General features: G+C 66.1%; 19 protein-coding genes and 1 pseudogene. 8 read left to right on the top strand and 12 right to left on the bottom strand.

Annotated elements, in window-relative coordinates; all coding sequences use genetic code 11:
* Positions 1 to 130: 130 nt before the first annotated feature.
* A complete protein-coding gene (locus CSW63_RS07380; RefSeq protein ID WP_062093779.1) occupies positions 131 to 2,539 on the bottom strand; it encodes a TonB-dependent siderophore receptor in 2,409 nt (802 codons plus the stop codon).
* 172 nt (positions 2,540 to 2,711) lie between these two features.
* Positions 2,712 to 3,428 (bottom strand): GntR family transcriptional regulator, encoded by a 717-nt coding sequence (locus CSW63_RS07375; RefSeq protein WP_062093780.1) that lies wholly within the window; start codon positions 3,426 to 3,428, stop codon positions 2,712 to 2,714.
* Between the two features lie 169 nt (positions 3,429 to 3,597).
* Here CSW63_RS07375 and CSW63_RS07370 point away from each other — a divergent pair, with 169 nt between their 5' ends.
* The 3 genes from CSW63_RS07370 to CSW63_RS23340 are packed head-to-tail and all read left to right on the top strand — an operon-like array spanning position 3,598 to position 5,180.
* Positions 3,598 to 3,966 (top strand): hypothetical protein, encoded by a 369-nt coding sequence (locus tag CSW63_RS07370; RefSeq protein ID WP_062093781.1) that lies wholly within the window; start codon positions 3,598 to 3,600, stop codon positions 3,964 to 3,966.
* 6 nt (positions 3,967 to 3,972) lie between these two features.
* Entirely contained in the window at positions 3,973 to 4,401 is a 429-nt protein-coding gene (locus tag CSW63_RS07365; protein WP_127846950.1) for a hypothetical protein, read from the top strand.
* Between the two features lie 50 nt (positions 4,402 to 4,451).
* A complete protein-coding gene (locus CSW63_RS23340) occupies positions 4,452 to 5,180 on the top strand; it encodes a hypothetical protein (protein WP_168193622.1) in 729 nt (242 codons plus the stop codon).
* Positions 5,181 to 5,512: 332 nt separating this feature from the next.
* Here the strand turns inward: CSW63_RS23340 and CSW63_RS07355 are convergent, their stop codons facing one another.
* Complete coding sequence (locus CSW63_RS07355; RefSeq protein WP_168193735.1) at positions 5,513 to 6,325, bottom strand: MetQ/NlpA family ABC transporter substrate-binding protein; 813 nt, start codon at positions 6,323 to 6,325, stop codon at positions 5,513 to 5,515.
* 134 nt (positions 6,326 to 6,459) lie between these two features.
* On the opposite strand from CSW63_RS07355, the gene CSW63_RS07345 reads away from it, so the two are divergent.
* Positions 6,460 to 6,708 carry a hypothetical protein gene (locus CSW63_RS07345; RefSeq protein ID WP_010920516.1) on the top strand — a complete coding sequence of 83 codons (249 nt, stop codon included), beginning with the start codon at positions 6,460 to 6,462 and terminating at the stop codon, positions 6,706 to 6,708.
* Between the two features lie 63 nt (positions 6,709 to 6,771).
* On the opposite strand, the gene CSW63_RS07340 is transcribed toward CSW63_RS07345, so the two are convergent.
* The 6 genes from CSW63_RS07340 to CSW63_RS07315 all read right to left on the bottom strand — a co-directional run bounded on the left by CSW63_RS07340 (position 6,772) and on the right by CSW63_RS07315 (position 16,038).
* On the bottom strand, positions 6,772 to 7,122 hold the full coding sequence (locus CSW63_RS07340; RefSeq protein ID WP_062093783.1) for a hypothetical protein: 351 nt from the start codon (positions 7,120 to 7,122) through the stop codon (positions 6,772 to 6,774).
* A 53-nt stretch (positions 7,123 to 7,175) separates the two neighbouring features.
* Positions 7,176 to 7,850: a methionine ABC transporter permease gene (locus tag CSW63_RS07335; protein ID WP_062093784.1), complete on the bottom strand. Its 675-nt coding sequence runs from the start codon at positions 7,848 to 7,850 to the stop codon at positions 7,176 to 7,178.
* Complete coding sequence (locus CSW63_RS07330) at positions 7,847 to 8,845, bottom strand: methionine ABC transporter ATP-binding protein (protein WP_062093785.1); 999 nt, start codon at positions 8,843 to 8,845, stop codon at positions 7,847 to 7,849. The genes CSW63_RS07335 and CSW63_RS07330 overlap by 4 nt, the downstream gene beginning before the upstream one ends.
* Before the next feature lie 104 nt (positions 8,846 to 8,949).
* Complete coding sequence (locus tag CSW63_RS07325) at positions 8,950 to 11,022, bottom strand: ATP-binding protein (protein ID WP_062093786.1); 2,073 nt, start codon at positions 11,020 to 11,022, stop codon at positions 8,950 to 8,952.
* Positions 11,023 to 11,156: 134 nt separating this feature from the next.
* A complete protein-coding gene (locus tag CSW63_RS07320) occupies positions 11,157 to 13,616 on the bottom strand; it encodes a S9 family peptidase (RefSeq protein WP_062093787.1) in 2,460 nt (819 codons plus the stop codon).
* A gap of 277 nt (positions 13,617 to 13,893) precedes the next feature.
* Positions 13,894 to 16,038: an alpha-glucuronidase family glycosyl hydrolase gene (locus tag CSW63_RS07315; RefSeq protein ID WP_062093788.1), complete on the bottom strand. Its 2,145-nt coding sequence runs from the start codon at positions 16,036 to 16,038 to the stop codon at positions 13,894 to 13,896.
* Between the two features lie 217 nt (positions 16,039 to 16,255).
* Here CSW63_RS07315 and manD point away from each other — a divergent pair, with 217 nt between their 5' ends.
* A complete protein-coding gene (manD, locus tag CSW63_RS07310) occupies positions 16,256 to 17,467 on the top strand; it encodes a D-mannonate dehydratase ManD (RefSeq protein ID WP_062093789.1) in 1,212 nt (403 codons plus the stop codon).
* A gap of 128 nt (positions 17,468 to 17,595) precedes the next feature.
* Complete coding sequence (locus CSW63_RS07305; RefSeq protein WP_062093790.1) at positions 17,596 to 18,345, top strand: FadR/GntR family transcriptional regulator; 750 nt, start codon at positions 17,596 to 17,598, stop codon at positions 18,343 to 18,345.
* Between the two features lie 13 nt (positions 18,346 to 18,358).
* Here CSW63_RS07305 and CSW63_RS07300 read toward each other — a convergent pair.
* Positions 18,359 to 18,463 (bottom strand): annotated as a pseudogene (locus CSW63_RS07300) (hypothetical protein); the annotation flags it as partial.
* A gap of 56 nt (positions 18,464 to 18,519) precedes the next feature.
* Between CSW63_RS07300 and CSW63_RS07295 the strand changes: the two are divergent.
* Positions 18,520 to 19,602 carry an acyltransferase gene (locus CSW63_RS07295; RefSeq protein ID WP_099503848.1) on the top strand — a complete coding sequence of 361 codons (1,083 nt, stop codon included), beginning with the start codon at positions 18,520 to 18,522 and terminating at the stop codon, positions 19,600 to 19,602.
* Positions 19,603 to 19,718: 116 nt separating this feature from the next.
* Here CSW63_RS07295 and CSW63_RS07290 read toward each other — a convergent pair whose 3' ends face one another.
* Complete coding sequence (locus CSW63_RS07290) at positions 19,719 to 20,420, bottom strand: HAD family hydrolase (RefSeq protein ID WP_082749331.1); 702 nt, start codon at positions 20,418 to 20,420, stop codon at positions 19,719 to 19,721.
* Between the two features lie 115 nt (positions 20,421 to 20,535).
* On the opposite strand from CSW63_RS07290, the gene CSW63_RS07285 reads away from it, so the two are divergent.
* Positions 20,536 to 22,029: a putative 2OG-Fe(II) oxygenase gene (locus tag CSW63_RS07285; RefSeq protein WP_082749326.1), complete on the top strand. Its 1,494-nt coding sequence runs from the start codon at positions 20,536 to 20,538 to the stop codon at positions 22,027 to 22,029.
* Positions 22,030 to 22,127: 98 nt separating this feature from the next.
* On the opposite strand, the gene CSW63_RS07280 is transcribed toward CSW63_RS07285, so the two are convergent.
* Complete coding sequence (locus CSW63_RS07280) at positions 22,128 to 25,049, bottom strand: TonB-dependent receptor domain-containing protein (protein WP_082749327.1); 2,922 nt, start codon at positions 25,047 to 25,049, stop codon at positions 22,128 to 22,130.
* Positions 25,050 to 25,368 lie beyond the last annotated feature (319 nt).

Raw genomic sequence — 25,368 nt, 5'->3', positions numbered from 1 at the left:
GCGCGATGCACTGCATCGCGACGGAGGGGGCGTCGTGCGGCCGCTAGCGCCCCCTCCGCCACGTCGCCTTTCGGCGCCGCGCCACCTCCCCCGCACGCTTCGCTACGGGGGAGGAAGAATAGCTCGATCATCAAAAGGTCCGCTTCAGGGTGGCACGCCACTCACGCCCCTTGCCGGGCAAGGCGCCGAGGTTGGCGTAGGTGTCGGCGTCGGGCGTGAAATAGAACGTGTCGAACAGATTATCGACATTGAACGATAGGGTGTACGCCCCTCGCGTCACATATGCCGACGCATTGACCACCTCATAGGCCGGATAGCGGACGGCGTTCTGAACGGCGCCCGAGGTGCGGCCCACATGGCTCACGCCCAACGTCGCCCCCGCCTGGCCCCAGTCATAGCCCTTGCTGGTATAGGTCCCGTACAGGCTGAGCACCGACTTCGGCGTCAGGGTGTAGGCGTAGTCGCCGCTCCGCCCCGGCAGGCCGGCGAAGCTCCACACCACATAGGAACCGCCATAGGCCTGCGCGCCCGGCACGCCGGCGGTGTAGGCCGGGATGTATTGGAACGAGGTGTCCGGTCCCTTGATCGTCGTGCGCTGGTTGTTGCCGGCGAAGGTGAAGGACAGCCGCTCGGACGCCAGCCACCGGATCTCCAGCTCGACGCCCTTGGCGCGCGTGCCCTGGACGGTGGGCGGGGCGATGGCGCCGGTGATCTGGGTGCGGTTCTGGCGATAGGCCGCCAGCGAACCGATGAGGGTTCCGCGCAGCAGCTGGAACTTTACGCCGGCCTCGGCGAGATCCGAACTGGAGAGCCACGAGCCATCAGCCACCAGGCCCGGCGCGATGTCGCCGCCCTGGCTCATCTCCAGCGCCGCAGCCTTGGCGTAGCTGGCGTAGGGCATCAGGCCGATCGGCAGCTTGTAGGTGACGCTGGCGTTCCAGGTCGCCTTGTTGCGCTCGGCTGTCTTGCGGCCCGTGACCGTGTAGCTGAGGAAGCCGGTGTCCTGGCTCTCGACGCTGTAGCGATCCCAGCGCCCGCCCAGGATCAGGTTCAGGGCGCCGACATCGATGTCGGAGGTGACGAAGACGCCGGTCTGTTTCCAGGTCGAGCGGTTGTCGTTCTCCCACTTCAGACCCACGCCGCCCGGCTCGTCGTCGAACGGGCTGTCGATGATGTCGGTCGGCGTGGCGCCAAAGCTGATGTCGCGGCGGTCCAGCGCGATCATGCCGCTGTTGTAGCTTTCGCGCCGCCGCCCCTCGAACCAGCGATGGGAGCCGCCGACCAGGGTGCGGGCGCTGGCCGGGCCGACAGTGGTCGGGAAGGCGTAGGTCAGGCGAATCTCGCTGACCTTGGCGTCGATCGCCGACGGATAGCCGTAGGAGACGTACCGCTTGTTGTCCTGACGGTCGTGGAACAGCTGCAGCTTCAGCGCGCGATCCTCGCCCAGGTCCTTGGCCAGATCGAAGTACAGCGTCTGGGTGTCAGTCTTCGAGAAGTCGGCGGGGCTGATATAGACCGTGCGGCGGTCCAGCTTTGTGGTACCGACGCCGACGTCCAGCGTATGGACCGCATCGGTGCTGAAAAAGCCGTAGTACGGGATGTAGAGCGCGCTGGCGTACGGATAGAAGCCCACCTCGTTGGGCGTCAGCCGGCCGTTGCCGTCACTGTCCTTCAGCGTCGTATCGCGACCGGTGATGTAGGTGCGGTTGTCGATCAGGTCCTGGGTCAGGCGGTTCCAGCCCGGCGTCTGCACGTCCCCTCGCGAGCGGAAAGCCATACCGCCGAAAGCGGTGCTCCAGCCGCCGCCCAGATCGAAATCAGCCGAGACCTCCAGCGTCTGATGACGCGGATAGATCCCCTTGTAGAAGCTGTGGCTGTCCTCGGCCTCGCCGTAGACATAGACCCCGCCCTGGGCCGGGCCCAGGCTGACGGGCGCGCCGAACTGGGCCGTGAGCAGCTTCTTGTTGTAGCTGCCGATGGTGGCGGTCACCTCCCCTTCCGGTTCGACCAAGAACCGGCCCTCGTCGCGGGCGGACTTGGGTATGAAGTTGACCAGCCCCCCCACCTTGCCCGCGCCATAGACGGGTGTTGGCGGGCCGCGCAGGATCTCGAGGCGAGCCGCGCCGCCGATCGGGGTGGAATAGGTCCCCCGGTTCTCCACGCGCTTGAAGCCGCGGAAGTAGTTCTCGGCCAGGGTGCCGCGAATGTTCAACGAACCAGGCACGCCATAGAAGCTGGCCGTGTGCGTGCCGGGCGCGACCTTGGTGGCGCCGTCCAGGGTCAGAACGCCGTAGCGCTCCAGCGTCAGGTCGCTGACCAGGCTGGCCGAGCGCGGGGTCTCGATCAGCGGCTTGTCGATCCCGAACACCGTCTGGCTGGGCTGCTTCTCCAGAAGGCCCGCCTTGTCGCGCGCCACGATCACCACCGCGTCGACGCGGTCGGAGAGTTGCGTGTCCGCCAGAGCGGGCGACGCTGCGATGAGGGCCAGGAGGCTGGCGGACAGAAGGATGCGCTTAGACGACATGGATCGAACCTTCACGGCGCCGGGTCGGGAACCCCGGTGTTCACGGGCCGATATCTGGGGATCTCTTGATCTTCGTCAAAATGCCTTCTGACATTTCAGAAGAGATTGCGAAAGGAGTGTGACCTGAATGCTGCAGCTTACGTAAAGGGAACGATCCCCCTAGGACGAAGACAGCAGACGATGCGATCTAGGATCGAGCATCGGCCTCGGGTTGGACGTCGAGAATACGCAGCATCGCCCGCCGCGAGCCCTCGGCGTCGCCGCTGGCGATCACGCGCGCGACCTGACGATGCTCCTCGATCTCATCGAGGAGGTTCTGCTCAGATGCGCCGTTGAACGAGAACACCCAGAAGCGAGCGGCCTTGTGCTGCAGGGGGATCAGGATTCGCGCCAGGGCCAGATTGCCCGAGGCGCGGGCGACGGCGGCATGGAACCGCAGATCCATCGCCACCAGGGCCGGCAGGTCGCAGGTCCTCGCGGCCTCCTCCCCGTCGGCGAAGACATCGTACATCGCCTGGGCTTCGGCTTTGCTGGCTGTTTTAGCGGCCAGTTGCGCGCAATGCGGCTCGATCAGGACGCGCGCCTCATAGCCCTGGCGCAGCTCCACCAGGTCCAGCGGCGCCACCGTGGTGCCAGAACGCGCGCGGCGGATAACGAGGCCTTCCAGGGCCAGACGCCCAAGGGCGTCGCGGACGCCCGCCAAACCCGTATCGTAATGCGCGGCCAACGATTGCTCGTCCAGGCGTGCTCCGGCCGGCAATTCGCCCAGGATCAGGTCCAGGAGGATGCGCTCATAGACCTTGGTCTTCTGCAGCTCGGGCGCCCAGTCTTCCAGGCCAGAGGAATTGGCGACATCCAGCACCAGTCGACGACCGGCGGGCGATTTCAGCGACGGCGAAGCCATGGAGCATCCGTAAGCAGCGGTCGCTGATAGGTAGGGTGAAATGTCAGGGAACGCCAGACGTTGGATCCTCCGCACTGACGTGTCACCAGGAAGGTCGGGTTTATGGGGGAAGGTTGGAGACTGTTCACGACCCGTTGCGGACCTTGCAAAGACGGACGATGTTGTGGGCATGAGCCAACATCAGGTCGGCGGGCTAGAAGCCGCTTTCCAAAACAGCCAATCTGGCAAGGGCATCGCCCTTGATGACGTCAATAGGCTCAAAGAGTTTGCGGCGTACACACGGACGCGAGACGCCGTAGTCTGCAATGTCGAGACTTTTGAAGTGCGCGGCGATGACTGGATCACTCGAACCGATCTCAGCATCTATCAGGGTGGCGCAGAGGAGCAGGCGCTACCTTCGGCGCAAAGGATCGCCCTCTCGGAGGAAGCACTGCAGGAAGTGCTCGACGCCATCGAGTACGAAGGCGTGGTTTGCCGCTTTCAGGTCTGGACAGATGCGCTTTGTGGTGACGAGCTAGGGTCCGCCCCCAACCCTTGAGAGATATTGAGAAAGACCGCTCCTGACCTTAGCCTCGTGCCCATGAAGGAGGACTTTCCACCTGGTTGGGCCGATTTGCGTTACCCGTGGATCAGGGCGGAGTTGATAGCCTATCTTGAGGAAATCGCGACCCCAGACCCGCGACCGATCTGGCGCGCTGAGGCACAGCAGGGCCTGATCTCAGACGTGGATCAGGTAATGCATTTCTTCTTCGACGATCATGATTTCGATGAGAAAGCCGTCGGCGTCTATCTATTCGACACGGCAGAGGTGGCGCTAGTCCAGTCTGTGAAGTACGCGCTCGATCGACTTGTCCAAAAATTGCCTCACGGCGGAAACGACGAGTATGTAACGGACCCGCTCTGGAAAGCAGTTACGGCGTCAGCCTCAGCAGCTTACGACGCGATCAGTGCGCGTGCGGCAGAGGGCCGCTAACCACCCCTTTCGGAAGTTGGCACCGTCTGATTGTCGGCTATCGTCTTGATATGAGTATCCATCATTCGATACCCCGCACCCGCAAGATCAGCCCAGCCGCGTGGCTAGGTGCTCTAGCGATCTGCGCTGCATTTCCGTCTGGCTTGGCACTGGCCTGTACGCCATCACCAGGTTGGCCAACCAAAATTCGCCTCGACCCAGCGCGCGTCGCCCAGCAAATGGCTGCTTCAGCCGCGTATATTGATTTGGTGAGGGTAGAAGCTCTCACCGACGATTACGAAGTCGGCACCCGCACGCCAGATGGGTGGGCCGCTTGGATTGGAAGCGGCCCGGAGGCGCCCAAGACAATAGAAGAAGCGCTAAAGATGGCCCGCGCGGAATGGGATGATGGGGTTCGCATACATTATCGTGTCGTAGAGCATCTCAAGGGTGACGGCGGCGACGCATTTGTCATGGACGGTGAGCAGCCACGCGCTTGGGTCAAAGGCTCCTCAGCTTCAAAAATTTCAGATCTAAAATTTTATCTGCAGCAGCAAGATCTTGCTGCCTGGCCGGGGCCAGGAAGTTGCCTGCGCGAAGTGACTGCTTTTCAAGGGGCGCTCTATCTCGTGTTCCGGGACGCTGATCGGCGGCTACTTCAAGCTCCAGTAAGCATCACCTTTCAAGGCAAGGCGCTCTCTGTATCGGGACCCGCCAACGTTCCGGTGCGAGGCTCCGCTGATCCTTGGGTCTCGCTAGTGCGAGATGCAGTGGCTGGCAGCGTCAAGCCGTCCTCGTAGATCGACCTCGGGCCGATAGGACCTTGGACTGTCGCGCACTCGTCCGGTGCGCAATGTCCGTTTTCCACCCTGAGCGGGCGTTCGAATAGTCCGCCTTGCGGCCTTTTTCCCGACCTCCCCGGCGAATGCTGGGGCCCAGATTCAGCCGCAACGGCTGGGTATGACGCGCCTAGCCGCTGCGATTTTAGAATGAGCTTCGGTGGGTTCGATCTGGGTCCCGGCATTCGCCGGGAAGGTCGGGTTTATGGGTGCCGGAGACTGCCCACCACCCATTCGGGCCTCATGACAGCCCGATACGCGCTCCCTGCCCTGCCCGAAGAGGCTTCCGCTCCCTAGAACGCCGGAACCACCGCGCCCGCGTACTTCTGCTCGATGAACGCCTTAACCTCCGGCGTGGTCAGCGCCGCCGCCAGCTTCTTGACGCGCGGGTCGTCCTTGTTGTCGGGACGGCCGACCAGATAGTTCACATAAGGGCTGGTCTTGTCCTCGATGATCAGGGCGTCCTTGCTGGGGTTCAGCTTGGCGTCGAGGGCGTAGTTGGTGTTGATCACCGCCAGGTCGACCTGGTTCAGCACCCGAGGCAGGGCTGGCGCCTCCAACTCTTTGAACTTCAGGTTCTTCGGGTTGCTGGTGATGTCGCGCAGGCTGGTCAGCGGGTTCTTGGGGTCCTTGATGGCGATGACGCCGTTCTTGGCCAGCAGGATCAGGGCGCGGCCCTCGGTCGAGGCGTCATTCGGGATGGCGATCGTGGCGCCGTTAGGGACCTCGGCGATCGACTTCCACTTGGCCGAATAGGTCCCGATCGGCTCGACATGGACGCCCTGCAGCGGGATCAGGTTGGTCCCCTTGTCGCGGTTGAAGCTCTCCAGATACGGCAGGGTCTGGAAGTAGCTGACGTCAATGCGTTTTTCGGCGACCTGGGTGTTAGGCTGGACGTAGTCGTTGAAGACCTTGATGTCGATGTTCAGGCCCTGCTGCGCCAGCTTCGGCTTGATGAACTCCAGCACCTCGGCATGCGGCACGGCGGTGGCCGCCACGGTCAGGGTGTTGGGATCGCTGGCCTTTGGCGCCTTCGGGCTACAGGCCGCAACAGACATGGCGGCGAGGCCGAGAACGATAACAGCGCGGCGGGCGACCATGAACAGCTCCACAAGACGATCTGAGAGGTAGGGTTTTGCCCGCTCGGGGGCGGCGAGGGAAATCAGATTTCCTGGGGCGATCCCGAGCCCCTCCCCCGAGATCGCTTGACGTTACGTTCAAACAGGTCGCCTGGATGGGGATGGCCAAAGAAACCGTCCACATCGTGCAAGCCTATGTCGCCGGACGCGGCAAGGGACTGAAGGCCGAGCAGCAAATCGGGTGCAAGACGGCGGAAGAGGCGCGACGCAAGGCCGAGCGACTGGCGCCCCTGCGCGAAGGTGTTGTTGCGTTCTCAGCCACCGCCGACGTCGAGCTGGGCGACTATGACGAGAACCCCGACATTCTGTTCAAGGCCGGTCGCCTCCCCTTCCCGTTCGACCAGGCCTAGAGCCCCTTAGCTTTAGATGGGATCATCTAGAGCTAAAGGGCTCTAAATGTTTGATTCTCGAGCCTAGACCTCTTCGTCCAGATCGTTGGCGACGTCCGGCGGTCCCTGGATGATCCAGCTGGCCACGAAGTCGGGCTTGTCGCCGGCGAGGCTGGTCACGTCCGCCTCGGCCTTCTGGATCGCCGAGGTCTGCGGCGGCAGGGTGTAGGTGTCGCCATCGTGCTCGCCCAGAAGGTCCAGCACGATGCCCTCGTGCTCGGTGGCGTCGATGACCACCCCGAAAAACTGCTGGCGCTCCTGCACGTCCCCCTCGTCGTCAACGAAAGTCAGGTTCATCAGCAGGGTCTTGCCGATCAGGCTCTCGGCGACGGCGGCGTCCCAGTGGGGGTCGGAGTGTTCGATCGTCTCGCTCATGGCGCGTTCTTGGCCGCAATCCTCCTCACCCGCAAGGCGCGGGCGGAGGCGGGTCACCGATGCGACACCTTCCTCACCACCGCGTCGCCGATCATCTGCAGCACCTGGACCAGCACCAGCATCAGCACCACGGTGACGACCATCACGTCGGTCTGGAAGCGCTGATAGCCGAAGCGGATGGCCAGATCGCCAAGACCACCAGCCCCGACCACGCCGGCCATGGCGGTGTAGGAGACCAGGGCCACCGCCGTCACCGTCGCGGCGGCCACCAGGCCCGGTAGCGCCTCGGGCAGTAGCGCGCCCAGCACAACCTGACGCCGCTTGGCGCCCATGGCGAAGCTGGCCTCGATCACGCCCTTATCGACCTCGCGCAGGGCGGTCTCCACGAGGCGCGCAAAGAACGGCGCGGCCCCGGCCACCAGCGGCGGAATCGCGCCGGCCACGCCCAGCGAGGTGCCGACGAGCGCCACGGTCAGCGGGATCATCACGATCAGGAGGATCACGAACGGCACCGAGCGCAGGATGTTGACCAGCAGCGACAGCGCCCCGTTGGCCAGCCGGTTCTCCAGCATCTGGCCCTTGCCGGTCAGGAACAGGATGACACCCAGCGGCAGGCCGACCGCCACGGTCAGCACCATCGAGCCGCCCAGCATGGCCAGGGTGTCCAGCGTGGCCTGGCCGATCTCGCTCCAGTCGACATTGGCGAAGGTCATGGTCGAGGCGCTCATTGGGCGGTCTCCCCGGAAAGCGCATCCACGCGCACGCCAGCGGCCTGGAACCGGGCGATGGCGGCGGCGACGTCGCCGCCGGTCAGGGCCAGGGTCAGTTGGCCATAGGGCGTCTCGCGCAGGCGATGGATGCGACCGCCGAGGATCGAATAGTCGACGCCGGTGGCGCGGGCCACCTCGCCCAGCACCGGCTTGTAGGTCGCCTCACCCTTGAAGGTCAGGCGCACCACGCGGCCGCCGACGCCCGGGGCGGCGGCGATGTCGCCCTCGGCCTCGCGAACGAAGCGACGGGCGGTGTCGCTGGCCGGATGGAGAAACACCTCTTCGACCGCGCCCTCCTCCACCACGCGGCCGGCGTCGAGCACGGCGACGCGGTCGCAAACGCGGCGGACGACGTCCATCTCGTGGGTGATCAGCACAATGGTCAGGCCCAGCTCCCGGTTCAGGCCAGAGATCAGGTCGAGGATCTGCTCGGTCGTCTCGGGATCCAGCGCGCTGGTGGCCTCGTCGCACAGCAGGACCTTGGGATTGGTGGCCAGGGCGCGGGCGATGCCGACGCGCTGCTTCTGGCCGCCCGACAGTTGGGCCGGGTGCTTGGTGGCGTGGGCGGAAAGACCGACGCGTTCGAGCAGTTCGGCCGTGCGCGCCTTGACCTCGGCGGTCGGGCGTCCGGCTAGCTTCAAGGGGAAGGCGACGTTCTGAGCGACCGTCTTGCCCGACAGCAGGTTGAAGTGCTGGAAGATCATCCCGACCCGACGGCGCAAGGCGCGCAGACCCTCGACGCCCAGAGCAGCCACGTCGTCGCCGTCGACGATGACCTTGCCGCAGGTGGCGGTCTCAAGGCCGTTGATCAGCCGGATGAGCGTGGACTTTCCCGCGCCCGAGGCTCCGATGACCCCGAACACCTCGCCGGCGTTCACCGACAGCGAAACCTCGCGCAGCGCCGCTTGGCCGCCCTGGCCGTAGGTTTTGGAGACGTCCTGGAAGGTGATCACAAGGCCAAGTCCAAGCAGGGGTTCGGCGACCCTCAGGCCGCGAGCCGCTCGATTTAGGCGTTTGCTCGGCAAAGGTGAAGGAAAACCAACGCCCTTCAGCCGGATCAGCGCGCCATCACCTGGCCGATGCCGTCCAGAAGGGACGCGACCGTCACAGGTTTGGCTACGTGCAGGTCAGCCCCGGCCTGCAGCGCATCCAGACGATGGCTGGCCATGGCGTTGGCGCTGAGCATGATGATCGGCGTCCTCCGGCCCTCCCCCTCCAGCGCCCGGATCGCCCGCGTCGCCGCCAGCCCGTCCATCACCGGCATCTGCATGTCCATCAAGACGACGTCAAAAGCCTGGGACGTCAGGGCCGCCACCGCCTGGGCGCCGTTCTCGACCACCGTCACATCGGCGCCGCACGGTTCGAGGATCAGTTGCACCACGCGCTGGTTGATCGGGTGATCCTCGGCCAGCAACACCTTCAGGCCCTCGCCCCAGACGCCTGGGGAGGCCGTATCCGCCTCGGCGTCCGGCGCCAGCGCCGCCCGGTTCAGCGGCAGAACCACCCTGAAGAGGCTCCCTGCGCCAGGCTTGGAGCGCGCCGTGATCTCGCCGCCCATCATCTCGACCAGGGTCTTGCTGATCGACAGGCCCAGACCCGACCCGCCGAACCGGCGCGTGATCGTGCTGTCGGCCTGACTGAAGCGCTGGAAGATCATGTCGGCCTTGTCCGCGTCGAAGCCAACCCCCGTGTCTTCGACCTCGACGCAAAGACGCGGAACCAGACCTTCGCCCGCCTCGTCCACCTCGACTCGAACCGCCACCTCACCCTGGTCAGTGAACTTCACGGCGTTGGACAGCAGATTGCTCAGCACCTGACCGATCCGCACGCTGTCGCCCAGAAAGCCGCCGGTCGCTGTCGGGCTCCGTTCCAGGCGAACGCCCACACCCTTGTCCTTGGCCCGCAGCCGCGTGACATCGAGCAGCCCGTCAATCAGGGCGCCCAAGTCGAAGGCGTGCGTCTGGATGGTGATTTGGCCGGCCTCGATCTTCGAAACGTCGAGGATATCGGAGACCAGACGCTCCAGCGTCTCGCCCGAGCGCCGGATCATGTCGACCATTTCGGCCTGTTTGGGCGTCAGCGGCGTCTCGCCAAGCGCCGCGGCGATGGCGATGACGCCGTTCAAAGGGGTGCGGATCTCATGGCTCATATTGGCCAGAAAGTCGCTCTTGGCCCGGTTGGCCGCTTCGGCGGCGTCGCGGGCCTCGGCCATCTCCGCCTCGATCCGCAGCCGCTCGGTGACGTCGCGCGCAACCCCGAAAAAGAGGTCGCCGAACCGTCGGGAACGCCACTCCAGCGGACAGTAGGACCCATCCGCGCGCCGGTAGCGGTTCACGAAACCGTTGACTTCTCCGTCGGTCTCGGCGCGCGCCATGTGGTCGCGAGTGCCGGCCACGTCGTCCGGGTGCAGCAGAGGCAGCAAGGCCGCGCCTTCCAGGGCCTCGACCGGATAGCCCAGCACCGCCTCCCAGGCCCGGTTCACCTTGACGAACCGCCCCTCCAGGTCGCGGATGCAAAGCAGATCCGCCGACACGTCGAAGAAGCTGGACAGGTTCCGCGCCGTCTCCAGGGCCTGTTCGGCCGCCAGCCGCGCGCGCGCCTCGCTGGCCGCCAGCTCCTCCTCGGCGCGTCGCCGGTCGATGGCGAACGCCGCCAGTTGAGCGGCGGCCTCGATGAAGGCGATGTCTTCCTTGTCTGGCGCACTGATCTCGCGGTGATAGATCGCGAATGTGCCGACCACCGTCCCATCGAATGTCCTGATCGGCTCGGACCAACAGGCGGCCAGACCCGCCTGCGCCGCCAAATCCCGAAAGTCGATCCACAGCGGGCTGGACTGGATGTCATCGACGGTCACCCGACGCCCCAGATAGGCCGCTGTCCCGCAAGAGCCCACCGAGGGGCCGATCTCCACACCCTCAATCGCCTCATTGTAGAAGCGCGGCAGGCTGGGCGCGGCGCCCAGCAGCAGTCGCCGGCGTTCAGCGTCCAGCAACAGGATACTGCAGAGGATTTTGGGGTCCTCGGCCTCCACGGCCTGAACAATGGCCTTGAGCGCCAGCGCCAGAGGCTTGCCGCCGGCGATGAGATTCATCGTCCGCAGAAAGGCGCGATGAGCGGTCGTTCGACTCATGGTGGTGTCTCCGGGCGCGACCTTGCCATGGGCGGCGTGAAGGGGCGATCGGATAGCGCCTTCCAACGCGGGGATGGGGGCGCGACACAACGGCGCGGACGCCGCCCCGCCGACATCGGCGGGGCGGCGTTGAACTACTGGGCTTGGCGCTTGGGCGCGTTCTTCACGTACTTGTCCATCCACTGGCTCATTTCCCAGAGGGTATGCCCGGTAGACTCCCGCGCGCGATAGCCATGCGCCTCATTGGGCAGGGTCACATAGCGCACCGTCGCGCCCGCGCCCTTCAGCGCGGCGTAGAAGCGCTCGCTCTGCACCGGGAAGGTGCCCGAGTTGTCGTCGGCCTCCCCATGGATCAGCAGGATCGGGTCCTTGATGTTCGGGGCGTAGGTGAACGGGCTCATCTTCGTATAGGTGTCGGTCGCCTCCCAATAGGTACGTTGCTCGGCCTGGAAGCCGAACGGCGTCAGGGTGCGGTTGTAGGCGCCGGAACGCGCGATGCCGGCTCGGAACAGTCGGGTATGGGCCAGCAGGTTGGCGGTCATGAACGCGCCGTAGCTGTGCCCGCCCACGGCGATCCGATCGCGGTCGGCCACGCCCAAGGCGACCACCGCGTCCACCGCCGCCTGAGCGTCGGCAGTCAGTTGTTGGATGTAGGTGTCGTTGGGTTCGGCGCCGTTCTGGCCGATGATCGGGAACGCCGGGTTGTCGAGGATGGCGTAGCCTTGGGTCAGAAGGAACAGGTGGCTTGTGCCCCCTGGGCGCGTGAAGCGGTTGCCGTCGTGCACGGTCTGGCTGGCCACGGCCGCATCGGTGAACTCGGCCGGATAGGCCCACATCAACAGCGGCAGCGGACCGTCCTTGGCCTTGTCATAACCCGCCGGCAGATAGAGCACGCCCGACAGGGTCACGCCATCGGCGCGCTTGTAGGTGATGGTCTGCTTCGTGACGCCGGCGAACTGCGGCGCGCGGTCGGGGAAGCTGGTCAGGGCCCTGGCCTTGGCGCCCGGAGCAACCGCTTGAATGTAGTAGTTGGGTTGCTCCTTGGCGCTTTCGCGGCGGGTAATCACCGTCTTGCCCGCCTCGTCGGCCAGGGCGACAGGGACCTGATAGTACGGCGCCTGCGCCTGCCAGAGCTTGATCACCTTGCCATCGGCCAGCGACATGCGGCCTACGAACGGGAATTCGCCCTTGGCTGAGGCGCCGTCGCCGACCACGAACACCGACTTGCCGTCCGGCGTGAAGTGCAACAGGTCCTCGCCACGCGCGTCACGACGGGTCAGAGCCCGGCCCGGATCGTTGTAGCGATCCTGATAGTTGCGATCGACGATGACACGGCCCGTTCCCGGCTTCGACGGATCGATCAGGATGAGCTTCTGGTTACGGGTCTGCCACCACCGGCTGGTCAGCAGGGCCACGTCGCCGCGTCCCCATTCAATGCCGCGATAGCGCTGCTCCAGGTCGATCAGCTTGGTCGGCGCCCCTTCGAACGGCGCGACCTGCATGAAGACGCTGTCGTGGATCGCCACCTTCTTGCGCGGCTCGCCCCCATCCTGCGCCTCGGCCCAGACCAGGGTGGCCGGCGCATCGGCGCGCCAGGAGACCGAGCGCACGCCGGTCGGCACGGCGTCGAAGGCGGCCGGCAGGTTGTCGGCCAGAGGGCGGTCGACCAGAGTCTTGACCGGCTGACCGTCGATGGTCGAGACCGCGATCTCGGTCGGGAACTGGCTGGCCGGGACGAGGTAGCTGTAGGGGCGCTTCAGGCGGTTGGTCAGCACGTACTGGCCGTCGGGCGAGATACTGGCGCCCGAGATCACCCCAGGCTTGCCGACCGCCGTCGCCTTGCCATCGACTAGGTCCACCCGGGTCAATTGCGAGGTGAAGTAGTAGTCGAACAGCGCCTCGTCATGGGCGTTGGTCAGCAGGTCCTGATAGGTGCGGATGGCGGCCGTGCGGCCCTTGGACTCCTGAATCGTCGGCCCCGCCGGCGTCAGATCCTTGGCCGGCGGCGCGCCCCGGCCCGCCACGACGGCCTGCACCAGGAAACCGGAGCCGTCCGGAAGCCAGTCATAGCCCGAGCCGAACACGCCGCTGACGGCGATGTCCGAAACCTTGCGCGCGGTGGCGGCCTTCACATCGACAACCCACAGCTCAAGGCCGCTCTTGGCGTCCATGACGAAGGCCATCTTGCCGCCGTCCGGCGACCAGCTGGGCGACAGGAAGCGCGCGCCGGCGGGAAGGGCCACCGCCCGCGTCTTGCCGGTCGCCACGTCCTGCAGCGTCAGGGCGTGCATCCAGGCGGCGCGCGCCTCGATCGGGCCGTTGTTGCGCGGATTGATGCGATAGCCGCCCAACCGCAGAATGGGCTCGGACACGGCGGCGATGGACGGCAGGTTCTCGCGACCCAACTGGGCGAGGACCTTGCGGTCGGGGCTGACCGACACGCCCGGGGTTGGAGCCGCATCCAGGATCTGGGCGATCGGCGCGGGCGGCGCCTGATAACCGTCGGCGGCCAGGGCGGCGCCCGACGACAGCGCCGCGAATGCCACCGAAGCCGCCAACGCGAGCGCGCGGCGCCGGAAAGACGTCTGGAACATGGAAAGGCCCCTCACCTGAAACGCGCGCCGTGGATCCGACGCATCAATCAAGGGGCATGATTATGCAGGGCGCCGCCCTGAGGGAACCATTTTCAGTCGCACTTCCGGCGAAAGCGCGCGATTTGCACACCATTTTTTGCTGCGGTCCGCAGAATTCGATTTCCGCGGCGCCACATCGTTTCCGGCGCGAAATGCTGACGCCGATCAGCATCACGCCCGGCTGAAACGGAAATCATCCCGAGCGAGACCCTCTCGGGATGACACAGCCTTGTACAGCCTATTTTCCGTGCCCCGGCGCCCATGGGAATTTGAGGCTCTTGTAGTAGTCCAGCGACTGAGCCGGCGCCGCCTCTCCCGTCGGCAGCGGGCGCTTTGCGAAGGTCTGGAACCAGGCGATCGAGGCGTCGCGCCACCACTGGGCCTCGCTCCGCTGGATCTTCAGGTAATCGGCGACCTCGCGGTGGCGCGGCGCGTCAATATAAGGGGCAAGGCCCGCCCAAGTCGTTTCCATGCCGTCCACATAGGCCACGCCGCGCGAATAGTGCTTCACCAGGCCGTCCCACAAGGTGTCGCCCGACTTCAGTCGATAGTCCCAGGGCAAGTGGTGGAACCACAGCAGGTCCTTCTCGTCGACGCACTTGAGGTCGGCGTAGCAGGCCCCGACAGCGGGCGCGTACTGGGCCGTGGCGTTGCTGCCGGTCGGGGTGCGGTCGAAGCCGATGCCCGTCTCGCTGGCCTTGGCGTAGTAGACGCTGGTCCAGTCGGCGCGCGGACCGCCGCTGACCCAGGGACCGGGACCATAGTGGTGCCCCTCGCCCATCTGGTGGTGCAGGCCCAGCGGCGTCATGTAGTCCACCGCCGCCTCGCGCGAGCCCATCATCATGTCCACGACCGGCGTCACCAGGCGCGGGTCGGCGCCGAAGGTCATCTTGGTCCAGTCCTGCGCGATCGCGCGGGTCCCCGCCTCCGGATCCCAGGCCAGGCGACCAAAGACGTACCAGTTGGCTTGGTCGAACTGCGAGCCCGACCAGTTGCGGTCCGAGCCGATATTGGCCACGCCCGCCATGGCGGTCAGCTTGCGCCCGTCCAGCGCGCCGTCGATCACCTTGGCGACCGTCGAGCCCTTGCCCTTGGCCATCGTGTCGGAGCGCAGGGTCTCCTCGAACAGCGGGCCCAGATAGACAAGGTGGGTCGAGAAGCCGAGATATTCCTTGGTGATCTGGAACTCCATGCCGAGGTTGGTCTTGGGCATGGCCCCGAACAGCGGGTGGAACGGCTCGCGCGGCTGGAAGTCGATCGCGCCGTTCTTGACCTGGATGACCACGTTGTCGCGGAACTGGCCGTCGAACGGCTTGAACTCATTATAGCCCTGCTTGGCGCGATCCTCGGGCTGCTCATGCGAGTAAACGAAGGCGCGCCAGAACACGACGCCGCCGTGAGGTCCCACCGCATCGGCCAGCATGTTGGCCCCGTCGACATGTGTGCGACCATAGTCCTGCGGACCCGGTTGTCCCTCGGAATTGGCCTTCACCAGGAAGCCGCCGAAGTCGGGGATGGTCTTGTAGATCTCGTCGGCCTTGGCCTTCCAGAACGCCCGCACGGCCGGGTCCAGCGGGTCAGCGGTCTTCAGGCCGCCGATCTCCATCGGAGCCGAGAAGCGCGCCGACAGATAGACCTTGATCCCGTAGGGCCGGAAGGTGTCTGCCAGGGCCGCGGCCTTGGCGATGAACGGCGCGGTCAGGCTGTCGGCCTTGGCGTTGACGTTGTTCAGGACCGTGCCGTTAATCCCGAGCGAGGCGTTGGCGCGGGCGTAATCGACCATGCGCGGATCCACATGGCCCGGCAGCCGCCACCAGTCGAAGATCGACTGTCCCGAATAGCCGCGCTCGACATGGCGATCCAGATTGTCCCAGTGGTTGAGCATGCGCAGCTTCACCTTGGGGACCGAGACGATGTCGAGCTTGTCGACGCTCTGGCCGGTCTGGATCAGCGAGAGATAGCGGTAGACGCCATAGAGAACGCCGATGTCGCGGTTGGCGGCGATGACGGTGGTGGCCTTGCCGCCCACGATCACCGTGCGGATCAGGTAGCCCTCCTCGCCCAGCGCCTTCAGGGGCAGGCCCAGACTGGTGACGGCGGACGTCGCGCCCGCGTCCAGCAGGATGACGCCGTCGCGCGAGCCTGCGGCGGCCGAAGCGGGCGCGCCGATAAGGCCCGTCAGGCCGCGCTCCAGTTCGGCGCGCGCCACCGCCAAGGTCGGGGTGTCGGCGACCGGAGCGATGGCGCCGGCGCGCGCGGCGTAGGCGGCGCGCGCCCCGCCCTCGACCGGCTTGTAGCGGAGCCATAGGTCATAACCGTCCTCGGCGCGCGCGGCCGGAGCCGCCAGTATCGCAAGACCGAGGATCAGGGCCAGCAGGCGCATCGGTTTCACTCCCTCGCGATGTTCACGCGAACATTCTTGTCTGGCCCCAAAGAAGGTCGGGACACCCTGTCATAGTGGTCAGACCACCGGGTTGACAAGTCTTATGGTACCGGTACATCGATAGGCAGGGAGGAGATCGGAGGCACGCGCGGCAAGCCGCGCGCCGCGGCTTTCGCCCCCTGCCCGTGCGGTGTCTCAACAAGGTCGAAGCGTCCCTATGCCCAAGATTATCGCCGCCAAGACCATCGTCACCTGTCCGGGGCGCAACTTCGTCACCCTGAAGATCATCACCGACGAGGGCGTTTACGGCCTCGGCGACGCCACGCTGAACGGCCGCGAGCTAGCGGTCGAGGCCTATCTGACGCAGCACGTCATCCCGTGCCTGATTGGCCGCGACGCCCACCAGATCGAGGACATCTGGCAGTATCTCTATCGCGGTTGCTACTGGCGTCGGGGCCCGGTCACCATGGCCGCGATCGCCGCCGTCGACACCGCGCTTTGGGATATCAAGGGCAAGCTCGCCGGCCTGCCCGTGTATCAGCTGCTGGGCGGGGCCTGCCGCTCGGGCGTCATGGTCTACGGCCATGCCAACGGCGAGACGATCGAGGAGACCCTCGACAACGCCGCCGTCTACGCCGAGCAGGGCTACAAGGCCATTCGCCTGCAGACCGGCGTACCGGGCATGAGCGGGACCTATGGCGTCTCCAAGGACAAGTTCTTCTACGAACCGGCCGACAGCGATCTGCCCAAGGAGACGATCTGGTCGACCGAGCGCTACATGCGCTCGACCCCCGCCCTGTTCGAGGCCGCGCGCGCCCGGCTGGGCGACGACGTCCACCTGCTGCACGACGTCCACCACCGCCTGACGCCGATCGAGGCCGGCCGGCTCGGCAAGGATCTTGAGCCCTACCGCCTGTTCTGGATGGAGGACGCGACCCCGGCCGAGAACCAGGCCAGCTTCCGCCTCATCCGCCAGCACACCACCACACCCCTGGCCGTCGGCGAGATTTTCAACGCGATCTGGGACTGCAAGCAACTGATCGAAGAGCAGTTGATCGACTATATCCGCGCCACGGTCGTCCATGCCGGCGGGATCACCCACCTGAAGAAGCTGGCCAGCTTCGCCGACCTCTACCAAGTGCGCACCGGCTGCCATGGCGCCACCGACCTGTCGCCTGTCTGCATGGGCGCGGCCCTTCACTTCGACCTGTCGATCCCGAACTTCGGGGTCCAGGAGTACATGCGCCACACGCCCGAGACCGACGCGGTGTTCCCGCACGCCTACACGTTCAAGGACGGCATGCTGCATCCGGGCGATGCGCCTGGACTGGGCGTCGACATCGACGAGGATCTCGCCGCCCAATACCCCTACCAGCGCGCCTATCTGCCGATCGCGCGTCGCCTCGACGGATCGATGCACGACTGGTGAGGCGTGGTCTGACCTCCGCGACGATGTGCGCCAAAAATGAGGCTCTTCAGCGTCGTGCGGCGTGGTAGGGATTCGCTTCTCCCTACGTCCGCCGAGCGTCTTTAAGCGCCTGCTCAAGCCCGATCGCCATGTCTGACAACGTCAAGCTCTACCGCAAGATCGCCGACTCCGTGGCCGACGACATCGAGGCCGGCCGGTACAAGCTGGGCGATCGCCTGCCCACCGAGCGCGAGCTGGCCGAGCAGTTTGGCGTCTCGCGCCCCACCCTGCGCGAGGCGATGATCGCCCTGGAAATGCTGGGCATGATCGAGGCCCGCCATGGGCTGGGCATCTACGTCACCGGCAATGTGCGGCCCGTGCGGCCTTCGGCCGATCTCGACCTCGAGATCGGCGCCTTCGAGCTGATCGAGGCCCGTCGCCTGTTCGAGGGCGAGGCCGCCGCCCTGGCCGCGACCTCAATCACTGACGACCATATCGCTTTGCTCGAAGAGCTGCTGACCCGCATGCACGAAGAGGAGGAGATCCGAGGCGAGGACGCCGACCGCGAGTTCCACCTGACCATCGCCCGCGCCACCGGCAACGGCGCGATCATCGCCACGATCGAGAACCTGTGGGACTGGCGTAACCGCTCGCCCCTGGCCCGCAACATCCTGGCCCGCGCGCGCGGCATGGGCCTGGAGCCCCGCATCGCCGAGCATCGCCGCGTCGTCGACGCCCTCAAGGCCCGCGACCCCGCCGCCGCCCGCCAGGCCATGCGCGACCACCTGGAACGGGTCATCGATCATCTGCTGCACGCAACGGAAACCGAGGCGGTCCAACGCGCGCAGGAGGAAACCAACGCCCGCCGCAACGCCATGGCCAAGCGGGTGGCGATCTGAAGGTTTTCCAACGGGTGTCATCCCGGACGGCCCGTAGGGCCGATCCGGGACCCAGGGGCCGGCGCACTGCGGTCGCCCCTGGGTCCCGGCTCTCCGCTACGCTAAGGCCGGGATGACAACATTTTGGACAAGGGGCAACTTGACCACGGAGAGGGTCGGCCCCACCACTCCGCCATGCCCAAGCTCCCCCCGCTCCAACCCGATTCCGACCAGATGCTGCATCTGGACGCCCTGCGCATCGTTGGGGCGGTGATGATCGTGGTGTTCCACTTCAACCGCTTCATCAACCTGGACGGCCAGTGGCAGTGGGCGGACGATACGATCAAGACGTTCAGCCTGATCGTCGACTTGTTCTTCTTCATCTCCGGCTACGTGATGGCGGCGATCTATACCGGCCGCCTGACCAGCTTCGCCAAATATCGCGACTTCATCCAGAAGCGGGTGGCGCGGCTGGGGCCGCTGCACTGGGCGACCATGCTGGTCTTCATCGCCGTGGCCGCCGCCGGCGCCGCAGGCTGGATCCAGGACCGCGACCCGCGCCGCTACGACGTGTCCTGCATCGTCCCCAACATCGTCTTCATCCACGCCTGGGGCGTCTGCCATTCGCAGACCTGGAACTTTGTCAGCTGGGCGATCAGCGCCGAGATGGGGATGTACCTAGCCCTGCCGCTGATCTTCCTGCTCACCGCGCGCGGACCATGGGTGACCCTGGCGGTGGCCCTGGCCTCGATCGTCGTGATGCTGCAGACGCCCCATGGCGATCGGCCCTTTCACCAGTGGACCTGGGACTATGGCGTGCTGCGCGCGGTCCCCGGCTTCCTGATCGGCATGGCCGCCTTCCAATTGCGCGACCGGCTGGCGAAGATCCCGCGTCCGAACCTCCTGATGTGGCCGCTGCTGGGCGCTTACCTGATCGCCTCGTGGGCCGGCGTGGAGCGGACGATCCTGCTGTTCGTCGTTTACGCCATCGGCCTGCTGGGCGTGGCGGCCGACGCCAAGGGCGCGCAGGGCGGAGTCAGCCAGCGCCTGGCGCCGTGGGCGCAGCTGTCGTTCAGCCTCTACCTCCTGCACCCCATCGCCCTGAAGATGGGCCTGGCCTGGGTGGGCCTGGGGATGTGGAACCTGAACGGCGACCTGATGCGCCTGTGGGTGCTGTTCTGGGTCGTGGCCCTGTTCCCGATCGCCTATCTGTCGCTGGTGTTCTTCGAACGCCCGGCGCGGGACTGGCTGGCGAAGCTGGGGAAGAAGCGGGCTTGAGCGCCCCCTCCGGCCCTCCGGGCCACCTCCCCCGCTCCGCGGGGGAGGATGACACCCTCCTGCCCCGCTTGCGGGGGAGGTGGCGCGCGGCGTAGCCGCGTGACGGAGGGGGCGCTTTAGCGCGAAATACCCTCCACCCACGTCGGCAGTTCGCTGATGCTGCCCAGTTCCACATACCGCTCATGCCCCACGGGCGCCTCGGCGGCCTCGTGGGACCAGACCAGCGGGTACGGGATCAAGGCGCCCCAGCAGCCGGCCTCCAGCGCCGGCAGGATGTCCGAGCGCATCGAGTTGCCCGCCATCACCGCCTGCTCGGGGCCCGTGCCGTAGCGGTCGAAGACCCGGCGGTAGGTGCTGGCGTCCTTCTCGGACACGATCTCGACGGCGACGAAGTAATCGCCCAGGCCCGACGAAGCCAGCTTCTGCTCTTGGTGCAGCAAGTCGCCCTTGGTGATCAGGATCAGGCGATAGCGGTCAGACAGCGCCGAGAGCGCGTTCTCGACGCCCGGCAGCGGCTCGATCGGCTCGGTCAGCATCTCGCGGCCGACGGCCAGGATTTCGCGGATCACGCGAGTGTCGACCTGACCGTCGGTGACCTCCAGCGCGGTCTCGATCATCGACAGGGTGAAGCCCTTGGCCCCGTAGCCGTAGACCCGAAGATTGCGCTTCTCGACGGCCGTCAGTTGGGCCTCGATCTTCTCGGGGTCGCCGTGCTCGGACAACAGTTCCAGAAAGCGGGCGTGGGACAGGCGGAACAGGCTCTCGCAGTGCCACAGGGTGTCGTCGGCGTCGACGCCGACGGTCGTGATCGTGCTCATGGCCATGCCATAGCAGGCGCTCGCCAGACGGTCCTCGGGGAATTTACGCGCCTTGGCGGTTGTGGTCCGCCGCCGAGAGCGCCAAAGACTGGAACGATACAAACTGCGGCGCGCCATGACCGATCTCGTCACCAACCAGGCCTGGACGCTCGTCGACAACGGGCGGGCCGCCGACGCCCTGAGGCTGACCACGCCCCCCGCCGCCCTGCCCCAGGCCTCGCCCGGTCTGTTGATGGTCCACGCGGCGGCGCTGAAGGCCTTAGGCCGGACCGACGAGGCCCTGGCGTTCAACCGCCGCGCCGTGGCTCGAGCGCCCGGCGACCGCTTCGCCTGGTACAATCTGGCCGCCACGCTGGGCGATCTGTCTCTGGACGACGAAGCCGAGGGCGCGGCCCGCAAGACCATCGCTCTGGGCCTGGACGTCCCCGAGGTGCGACTCGTTTTGGGCAAGGCGCTGCAGGCGCTGCATCGCTATGACGAGGCCGAAGCGACGTTCGAACGGGCTCTGGCCGCGCGCCCGAACGACGCCGCCGTCCACCTGAACCTCGCCCAGTTGCGCTGGATGCGCTCGGGCCGCGCCGAGGTCGCGCTCGGGGGGCTTGACCGAGCCCTCGCCCGACATCCCGCTGACGCCAATCTGTGGACGATCCGAAGCAATGTCCTGACCTTCGCGGGCGACCACGCCGGGGCCGACGCGACGCTGGAGGATGCCCTGGCCCGCGCGCCTGGCGACTTGGGGTTAAGGATCGCGGCGGCGCGCGCGGCGGGCGCGGTGGGCGACCCCGCGCGGATGCTGTCCCAGGCCCGGGAGGCCGCGCGCCTGGCGCCGGCCGCGCCGGAGAGCCAGACCGTCCTGTGCGAAGCCCTGCTGGCCCACGGCGACGCCGACGCCGCCGCACAGGTAGCCGAGTCCCTGGTCGCGGCGGCGCCCGACGATCAGTACGCCCTGGTGCTACGCAACACCGCCTGGCGGATCACCGGCGACCCGCGCGGCGGTCTTTTCCGCGACTACGCGGCCCTGGTGCGCACTGACAAGCTCGATACCCCGGACGGCTGGGAGAGCCTCGACGCCTTCCTCGACGCCCTGCGCGACCGGATGCTGCAACTGCACGACCTGAAGACCCACCCGCTGAACCAATCGCTGCGGGGCGGCAGCCAGGTTCCGTCGCTGGACCGCTCGCGCGATCCGCTGGTGCAGGCTTTCTTCGCCTCGGCGCGCAAGGCGGTGGCGCGGTATGTGGAGGCGCTTGGCCCGGGCGAGGACCCGATCCGTCGACGGCGGTCATCCGACTTCGCCTTCGCGGGCGGCTGGTCTGTGCGGCTGCGGTCGGAGGGCTTCCATGCTGACCACGTCCATCCGCGCGGCTGGATCTCGTCGGCCTTCTATCTGGATTTGCCGGGCCGGTTTGACGATGAGACCACGCGCGCCGGCTGGCTCCGCTTTGGCCGTCCGGGGTGTCTGACGCGGCCGACGCTCGAGGCCGAGCACTTCATCAAGCCCGAGCGCGGGACCCTGGCCCTGTTCCCCTCGTGCCTGTGGCACGGCACCCAGCCGTTCACCGAGGCCGACCACCGCCTGACGATCGCCTTCGACGTCGTTCCGCGCTGAGGCGCAAGCCATCGCCCAAAAGAAAACCCGCCTCAATCGCTTGAGGCGGGCCTTCGAAATCAGGGTTCCCCGCCGCCGAAACGGCGGGGACGCCTCGATTAGTAGCGCAGGCGGGCGTTCAGGAAGAACGTCCGGCCCAGCACGTCGTAGGCGGCGGGGTAGCCGCTGTTCGACGGCGAGGCGTTGCCGCCCAGGATCGGATAGGCTTCTTGCGTCAGGTTACGCACGCCAGCCGTGAAGGCCAGGTTGTCGTTGACGCTCCAGTCGCCCGACAGATCCCAGTAGTTCTTCGCGCCGATACGCTCGACGGTGTAGAGGGCGCCCGGATTGTCGTCCTTAACGTCGTCGAGGTAGCTCCACACCACGTTCAGGCCGAACTGGTTCATCTTCCAGTTCATGGTCGAACGCAGCTTGTGGCGCGGAGTCGGGTTGCTGCAGCGCGTACCGAACTTGTCGGCGCACTTGATCGGGGTCGACACCTCATCCGGGATCGTCGTGCGCTCCCAGGTGTTGGTGTACAGCGAGCGGAACGCCAGCGAACCCCAGTCCGGCAGACCCAGTTGTTCCATGGTCGTGCGGTAGGTGACGCCGATGTCGAAGCCCGAGGTCTTGACGGTGGCGACGTTCTTCGCGGTCAGCGAGACGTAGTCGATCGAGCCGTTAGCCAAGCGAACGATCGCTTGGCAGTACGGCGAGCTCGGGTTGCCGTTGACCAGCGGACCGTAGCAGACGTTCATCACGTTCGCGGTGCTGCCGCCGAAGCTGGCGATCGCGTCGGTGATTTCGATATCGAAGTAGTCACCCGTGACCGAGAAGCCCGACAGCCACGACGGGGTGTACACGAAGCCGGCCGTGAGGGTCTTGCCCTCTTCCGGACGCAGGTTCGGGTTACCGCCCGACAGCGTCTGGGTCTGCTGGTTGGCGTTGATCACGCCGACGACGCTCGCCGCCACGCCCGAGTTGATGCAGGCCTGACGGATCGCGGCGGTCGGAGCGCCACGCGCCGAGCACGGGTCAGTCGAGGTCGGGAAGCTGTTGCCTTGCGGCGAGAACAGTTCGTTGACCGACGGAGCGCGGATCGCCTTGTTGTACGAGGCGCGGAGCATCAGGTCATCGAAGACCTTCCAGTTGCCGGCGACCTTGTAGGTCTGAACGGCCTTCGGCTGCCCGGTGTAGTCCGACGTACGGCCGGCCAGTTCCAGGTCCAGAGACTTGACCAGCGGCAGGTCCTTCAACAGCGGGACCAGCACTTCGGCGTAGCCTTCGTACACGTCGAAGCGACCGGCGACGGCCGGGCTGGCGTTGAAGCCGGTCAGGTTGCCCGTGGCCAGGTCTTGGCTGGGGTTGAAGTCGAACTCTTCGGCGCGATATTCGAAGCCCACGGCGAAGCCGATCGGACCGGCCGGCAGCGAGAACTGGTTGGCCGTGTCACCGTTGATGGTGAAGCCGCCGAACTGCTGCTTGTAGTCCTGCGACGAGTTGATGCGCGTCTTGATGAAGTTCGCGGCGGCGGCCGACATGGTGCCGTTGCCGAAGATGTTCACCGGGACGCAGCCGCCCGACGGATCGGCGCAGGCGGTGCCGGCGGCGTTCAGCAGCAGGCCCTGTTGGATGCGGGCCAGGCTGGTGTCGCCCAGCAGCGCGTTGCTGCCGTGGGTGGCGCCGTACTGGTAGTAGAGGTCGAAGCCACCGTTGATAGCCTCGATGTCGCCCTTCAGGCCCAGTTGCATCTGGTAGCCGAAGAAGTTGTACTTCGAGACGCGCGGGCCTACGTCGCTCAGGCGCTTGTTGAACACGCCGGTAACGGTGTCGTAGAGGCCGTCACCGTCGGTGTCGACGTCCGTGTAGGTGCCCGTGACCCAGGGGCTGGACGCCGGGATCGAGTAGGAGGTGCTGGAGCCGAAGCTGTTGAGCGCAGTCTTTGCGGCTGCGGTCAGGAACGGGTTGTTGTCCAGCGTGAAGCGGAAGATGCGGTTGCCGACCGGGGTGGGCGCCAGCTGAGTCACGACCTTCGAGTTGACGAAGTTGCCCTTGGCGTAGGCGGTCAGGCCCGGCTTGATTTCGTAGCTGGCCAGCGAGGTGACCGAGTAACGCTCTTGCGGGGTCTGCAGGTAGTTGACCGGCGCGAAGTTGTAGGTGTCGGTCGCTTGGTTGTAGAGGCGGACGTCACCGCTGTTGGTGAAGATGGCCGAGTTCGCGGCGCTGTTGGCCACGCCCGGAAGGGTGGCGAAGCGGCCGGCGACGAAGGCGTCGACGCGGCCGGGCTCGATCGATCCCGAGCCCGAGGGCACGAGGCCGTTACGGGCGGCATTGTCGCCCCAGGCGGTGGCCAGCATGCCGCCGCGTTGACCTTGGGTCAGGGCTTCACGCTTGTTGTAGCCGAGGCTCAGGACGACGTTGCCCTTACGATCAGCGAAGTTGGCGCCCATCGTCAGGTCGGCCGAATAGATCGGCGCCTCGCCGCCGTCGGTTTCCGAGTAACCGGCCGAGAACTCGAGACCCTCGAAGTCCTTCTTCAGGATGAAGTTGACGACGCCCGAGATGGCGTCCGAACCGTAAACGGCCGAGCCACCGCCCGACACGACGTCGATGCCCTTGATCAAGGCGGTCGGGATCAGGTTCAGGTCGACGACGCCGTCAGACGTGGTCGGGGTTTGGCGCTTGCCGTCAACCAGCACCAGCGTGCGGGCCGAGCCCAGACCACGCAGGTTGACGGTCGCGGTGCCGTTGTTGCCGTTGTTGACGGTCGAGGTGATGCCCGGAACCGCCTGCGGCAGGGTGTTCAGCAGGTTTTCGGTGTTGACGACGCCAGAGTTCTTGAGTTCGACCGCGCCGACTTGGGCGACGGGGCTCGACGAGGTCAGGTCGGCGCGGGCGATGCGCGAACCGGTGACGACGATTTCTTCGACCTGGGCGGGCTCTTCAGCCTGTTGCGCCCAAGCAGCGGCGGCCGGCAGCATGACGCCGCACAGGATGGAAGAGGCCAACAGGCTCTTTCGACGGCTAACAAAACCCAACAAATTCCACCTCCAAAAGCTTCGGCGTTATCCCGCCCGAACGGGACGAACGCTCCCCCCCGGTTCTGTGACGAAACGGGCATTGGCCGCAGGTAGGCTTTGTCCAACGGAATTGGTCAACGGCGGCGCGTGTCCGAGTAGCAAGAAATTCGCACCAGTGTCTCAAATGCGACACATTCGCGTCCGCGCGGGCGTGGCGAGGGTAGGAAATCCCGGGCGGGCAAGAAGCATAGGCGTTACATGTACGTTTCCGACGGGAAACATCGAACAATATCTAACCGGCGCCGGTAGGCTGAGCGACAATTTGCGCTCAGTAGACCCG

This window comes from Caulobacter sp. FWC26, from assembly GCF_002742645.2.
In the GTDB taxonomy this organism is placed as follows: domain Bacteria; phylum Pseudomonadota; class Alphaproteobacteria; order Caulobacterales; family Caulobacteraceae; genus Caulobacter.
Note: the sequence above shows the minus strand (reverse complement) of the source record. Positions and strands in the feature narration are given on the sequence as shown.

Excerpts from the sequence above, each read along its gene's own strand:
- CSW63_RS07375 (WP_062093780.1), bottom strand. The coding sequence starts at position 3,428 with ATGGCTTCGCCGTCGCTGAAATCGCCCGCCGGTCGTCGACTGGTGCTG.
- CSW63_RS07370 (WP_062093781.1), top strand. The coding sequence starts at position 3,598 with ATGAGCCAACATCAGGTCGGCGGGCTAGAAGCCGCTTTCCAAAACAGC.
- CSW63_RS23340 (WP_168193622.1), top strand. The coding sequence starts at position 4,452 with ATGAGTATCCATCATTCGATACCCCGCACCCGCAAGATCAGCCCAGCC.
- CSW63_RS07345 (WP_010920516.1), top strand. The coding sequence starts at position 6,460 with ATGGCCAAAGAAACCGTCCACATCGTGCAAGCCTATGTCGCCGGACGC.
- CSW63_RS07340 (WP_062093783.1), bottom strand. The coding sequence starts at position 7,122 with ATGAGCGAGACGATCGAACACTCCGACCCCCACTGGGACGCCGCCGTC.
- CSW63_RS07335 (WP_062093784.1), bottom strand. The coding sequence starts at position 7,850 with ATGAGCGCCTCGACCATGACCTTCGCCAATGTCGACTGGAGCGAGATC.
- CSW63_RS07325 (WP_062093786.1), bottom strand. The coding sequence starts at position 11,022 with ATGAGTCGAACGACCGCTCATCGCGCCTTTCTGCGGACGATGAATCTC.
- CSW63_RS07320 (WP_062093787.1), bottom strand. The coding sequence starts at position 13,616 with ATGTTCCAGACGTCTTTCCGGCGCCGCGCGCTCGCGTTGGCGGCTTCG.
- CSW63_RS07315 (WP_062093788.1), bottom strand. The coding sequence starts at position 16,038 with ATGCGCCTGCTGGCCCTGATCCTCGGTCTTGCGATACTGGCGGCTCCG.
- manD (WP_062093789.1), top strand. The coding sequence starts at position 16,256 with ATGCCCAAGATTATCGCCGCCAAGACCATCGTCACCTGTCCGGGGCGC.
- CSW63_RS07305 (WP_062093790.1), top strand. The coding sequence starts at position 17,596 with ATGTCTGACAACGTCAAGCTCTACCGCAAGATCGCCGACTCCGTGGCC.
- CSW63_RS07295 (WP_099503848.1), top strand. The coding sequence starts at position 18,520 with ATGCCCAAGCTCCCCCCGCTCCAACCCGATTCCGACCAGATGCTGCAT.
- CSW63_RS07290 (WP_082749331.1), bottom strand. The coding sequence starts at position 20,420 with ATGAGCACGATCACGACCGTCGGCGTCGACGCCGACGACACCCTGTGG.
- CSW63_RS07285 (WP_082749326.1), top strand. The coding sequence starts at position 20,536 with ATGACCGATCTCGTCACCAACCAGGCCTGGACGCTCGTCGACAACGGG.